Raw genomic sequence first — 362 nt, 5'->3', positions numbered from 1 at the left:
GACCCGGACCACCCGGGTACCTCGTACACGCGGGAGGGTGGATTCCTCTACAGCGCGGGGGACTTCGATCCGGAGGTGTTCGGGATCTCGCCGCGTGAGGCGTTGGCGATGGACCCGCAGCACCGGTTGCTGCTGGAGACGTCGTGGGAGGCGTTCGAGCGGGCGGGGATCGACCCGCTGGGGCTGCGAGGTTCGCGGACCGGGGTGTTCGCGGGCGTGATGTACAACGACTACTCGATGGTGCTGGGGGCCTCGGACGACAGTGCCGAGGGCTTCATGGGCACCGGCGGGAGCATCGCGTCGGGCCGGGTGTCGTACACCTTCGGTCTGGAGGGTCCGGCGGTCACGGTCGACACGGCGTG

At 69.6% G+C, this 362-nt stretch carries 1 protein-coding gene; it reads left to right on the top strand.

Features of this window, described 5'->3' with window-relative positions; translation table 11 throughout:
- Positions 1–362, top strand: a 362-nt coding sequence (locus tag PUR61_RS16050; RefSeq protein WP_329879524.1) for a polyketide synthase, incomplete at both ends; no start/stop codon positions are given.

The organism is Streptomyces sp. BE20 (assembly GCF_036322525.1).
In the GTDB taxonomy this organism is placed as follows: Bacteria; Actinomycetota; Actinomycetes; order Streptomycetales; family Streptomycetaceae; genus Kitasatospora.
This window is presented reverse-complemented; position numbering and strand designations above follow the sequence as displayed.